Here is a 3,805-nt window from a genome sequence, read left to right as displayed (position 1 = left end):
TCATGGGAAGGTCCTTTTGAAGGTTAGCCGCCAAACCACTTTGCCGGGCCGGTGACGAGAACGGGAAACAGCGTCAGCAAGGCTAGCACGACCAGCTGCGCGATCATGAACGGCCAGACGCCGCGGATCAGATCGTCCATCGGGACGCGCGAGACACCGGCGACCACGTTGAGCACGACCCCGACCGGCGGCGTGATCAGGCCGATCGCGTTATTGATGATGAAGAGCACGCCGAAATAAACGGGGTCGATGCCGGCCTGCTTGACGATCGGCATCAGGATCGGCGTCAGGATCAGGATGGTCGGGGTCATGTCGAGCGCGGTGCCGACGATGACGACGATGATCATCAGGACGATGGTGAGGAGGGTTTTGTTGCCCGCGAACGGCTTGACCAGCGCCACGATCTGATCGGAGATCTCGGCGACCGTGATCAGCCAGGACGAGACCAGCGCGGCGGCGACTAGAAACATCACCACCGCCGTGGTCTGAGCGGTCGAAACCAGCAACGCGGGGAGTTGTGCCGGCTTGAGCTCGCGATAGACGCCCATCGCCACGACGAGCGAATAGACGGCAACGACGACGGCGGCTTCCGTCGGCGTGAAGATGCCGAAGCGCAAGCCGAAGATGATGATCACCGGCAGCATCAGGGCCCAGAAGCCGTCGATCAGCGCGTGCCAGATCTCGGCCAAGCTCTTGCGCGGCAAACGCGCCGGGTTCTCCTTGCGCACCACCCACCACCAGGCGAAGCAAAGGCCGACACCGAGCAGGAGACCCGGCACGATGCCGGCGAGAAAGAGTTTCGAAATCGAGACATTGGCGGCGACACCGAAGATGACAAAACCGATCGAGGGCGGGATGACGGGCGCGATGATCCCGCCGGCCGCAACGAGGCCCGCCGCACTGGCGCGATTGTGGCCGGCCGCGGCCATCATCGGTACCAGCAGCGCACCGAGCGCCGCAGCATCCGCGACCGCCGAACCGGACAGCGAGGCCAGGATGCAGGAGGTCAGGATCGCGACATAGCCAAGCCCGCCACGGAAATGCCCGACAAGCGCAATTGCAAAATTGAGAATGCGCCGCGCGAGGCCGCCGGTGTTCATGACCTCGCCGGCGAGGATGAAGAACGGCACCGCCATCAGCGGAAAGGAATCGACACCGTTGATGACGTTTTGGGCGATGATCTGGGAATCGAACATTCCCAGATAGGTCATCAACGCGATGCCGCAGATGATCAGCGCGAAGGCGATCGGCATGCCGATCGCCATGGCGCCGAGCAGCGAGAAGGTGAAGACTGCGACCGTCATCGCTGGAGCTTCCCGCCGGCGGCGCCAGGAGAGTGAGGCAGTTCCTCTGATTCGCTGATCGCGATGAGATCGGCATCGGCGGTCTGCCCGCTCACGAACCTAAAGAGCTCGTAGGCAATGATAATGCTGGAAGAGGCCCCGAAGACGATGCCGGCGGCATAGAACAGGCCCACCGAGAGTCCCGAGGCCGGTGCCACCGTGTCCCAGTTCAAGACGGTCTGCTTCCACGAGCCTTCCGTAAGCAGCACGGAGGCGTACAGCATCAAGGCATGACTGAGGCCGTAGCAGGCCTTGCGGCCGGCCGGCGGCAGCACCTTCAGGAGACTGTCGACGCCGAGATGGGCGCGTTCCTTCATGCCGATGATGGCACCGAGGAACACCATCCAGACAAACAGCCAGCGCGACAGTTCCTCCGAGATGGCGATGCCGGAGTTGAAGCCGTAGCGCAGCACCACGTTGCCGAAGACCAGCACCACCATGGCGGCCAGCAGCACCGCGATGACCGCGCGAAGCAGCCGGAAATAGCAGTGGACAACCGCCTTCATGACCCCGGATGCTCAGGGCTTCAGCGCATGAACGCGATCGAGCTCGCTGTTGAACAGCTTGACGAGCGCGGGATCGTAATCGGCGGAGAATTTCTCCGCGATCGGCTTGGTCTTTGCGCGCATGCGATCGAGCTCGGCTGGCGAGATCTCGTTGATCTCCATGCCCTTGGCCTTGAGTTCGTCGATGGCGGCCTTGGCCTGCTCGCGGCTGACCTTGCGCTGGTAGTCGCGCGCCTCGATCGCGGCGTCCTGCAGGAGCTTTTGTTCGTCGGCCGAAAGCCCGTCCCAGAATTTCCTGGAGACCAGGATGATGTTCGTCGAATAGGTGTGGTTGGTGACACTGAGATATTTCTGCACCTCGTAGAACTTGTTCGATAGGATCACCGAGAATGGATTCTCCTGGCCGTCGACGGTGCGGGTCTCCAGCGCGCTGTAGAGCTCCGTAAAGCTCATCGGCACCGGGTTGGCGTTGAAGGCCTTGAAGGTCTCCAGATACACCGGGTTCGGGATCACGCGGATCTTGATGCCGTCGAGGTCCTCGCCCTTGGTGATCGGGCGCCGGCTGTTGGTGACGTTGCGGAAGCCGAGATCCCAATAGGCGAGGCCGACCAGGCCCTTCTCGGGGAGTTTTGCCAGCAGCGCGGCACCGAGCGGGCCGTCCAGCAGCGCGTCGGCCTGTTTCGGCGTCGAGACGATGAAGGGGAAATCGATCAGCCCGTAATCCTTGACGATGCCGACCAGCGAGGTCGTCGCCGGCGACTGCATCTCCTGGGTGCCGGCCCGCAGTGCCGATTGTTGCTGCATCTCGCTGCCGAGTTGATTGGCCGGATACTCGCGCACCTTGATCTTGCCGCCGCTCTTGGCGGCGACGATCTCGGCGAATTTCTGCACGCCTTTGCTGACGGGATGGTCGGTGTTGTTGAGGTGCCCCCAGCGGATGGTGCGCTCTTGGATCGCCTGCGCCGAGGCCGGCCCAAGCGCGCCGAGGGAAACCGCTCCGATCGCTGCCACGAAAGCCAGATCTATGAACCGAATGGGCATGGTCCCCTCTCCCCTGATGATCTCGTTCTTAGGGGCGAGAAACTGTTATAGGATGAAATAAAAATCAACCTATATTTCTTTTTTTGTCTGACATTAAAAGAAACGCTTGATAAAGCTCAGATTCTTGTCAAATCGCGCGCCCACAGCGCTAGGATGAGGCATGGACACCATTCCCGAGACGGCCGCCGAAACCGTTGGCGACAGCGCCTATCGCCGCATCCGGACCGATCTGATCTTCGGCAGACTGACGCCGGGTCAGAAGCTCAAGCTCGAACGGATGAGCACCGCTTACGGCACCAGCATCTCGACACTGCGCGAGACGTTGAACCGGCTGTGCTCGGAGGGATTCGTCGTGGCCGAAGGCCAGCGCGGCTTCGAGGTCGCGCCGATTTCGACGGCGGAATTCCAGGAAATAGCCGAGCTTCGCGAACTGCTCGAAGGCCATATGATCGAGAAGTCGTTTGCCGCCGGCGACCTCGACTGGGAGGCGCATATCGTCTCGGCGCATCACAAGCTCGCGGCTATGGAGCGGATGCTGCTGGCAGGCGAACGGTCGGACGCCGAAAGCTGGAAACAATGCGATTTCCAGTTTCACCGCGCGCTGGTCGCGGCCTGTGGGTCGAAGGTGCTGCTCGACGCGCATGCCGCTGTCTATGATCGCTACCTGCGATACCAAATGATCGCCGTGGTGTTTCGCGGCGAGATGGCGGCGGCCGAGCATCGCGAGTTGAAGGAGCTTGCGCTGAAGCGCGACGCCAGGGGCGCGAACAAGGTGCTGCACACCCACATTCACGATTGTGTGGCGCATGCGCTGCGCAATTCGGATTGGTTGAAGCCGATCGTCGCCAAGGATGCGCGGGCCGAGCCGCGCAAAAAGACCAAGGTCGGTTGAGTCGGCGGCGCATGGTGCAGAGC

General features: G+C 62.0%; 4 protein-coding genes. 1 reads left to right on the top strand and 3 read right to left on the bottom strand.

The window, feature by feature from the left end:
- Nucleotides 1-23: 23 nt before the first annotated feature.
- From JHD07_RS17835 to JHD07_RS17825, 3 genes are read right to left on the bottom strand one after another with little or no spacing between them, the layout of a single operon-like run.
- Nucleotides 24-1,304 carry a TRAP transporter large permease subunit gene (locus JHD07_RS17835; protein WP_291624472.1) on the bottom strand — a complete coding sequence of 427 codons (1,281 nt, stop codon included), beginning with the start codon at nt 1,302-1,304 and terminating at the stop codon, nt 24-26.
- Nucleotides 1,301-1,849, bottom strand: a complete 549-nt coding sequence (locus JHD07_RS17830) for a TRAP transporter small permease (protein ID WP_291624471.1) — start codon at nt 1,847-1,849, stop codon at nt 1,301-1,303. Before JHD07_RS17830 ends, JHD07_RS17835 begins: the two co-directional genes overlap by 4 nt.
- Nucleotides 1,850-1,861: 12 nt before the next feature.
- Nucleotides 1,862-2,890, bottom strand: coding sequence for a TRAP transporter substrate-binding protein (locus JHD07_RS17825; protein ID WP_291624470.1), 1,029 nt, complete (start codon nt 2,888-2,890; stop codon nt 1,862-1,864).
- A gap of 160 nt (nt 2,891-3,050) precedes the next feature.
- On the opposite strand from JHD07_RS17825, the gene JHD07_RS17820 reads away from it, so the two are divergent.
- Nucleotides 3,051-3,782 (top strand): GntR family transcriptional regulator, encoded by a 732-nt coding sequence (locus tag JHD07_RS17820; protein WP_291624469.1) that lies wholly within the window; start codon nt 3,051-3,053, stop codon nt 3,780-3,782.
- Nucleotides 3,783-3,805: the final 23 nt, after the last annotated feature.

Source organism: Bradyrhizobium sp., assembly GCF_016462955.1.
Classification (GTDB): Bacteria; Pseudomonadota; Alphaproteobacteria; order Rhizobiales; family Xanthobacteraceae; genus Bradyrhizobium.
This window is presented reverse-complemented; position numbering and strand designations above follow the sequence as displayed.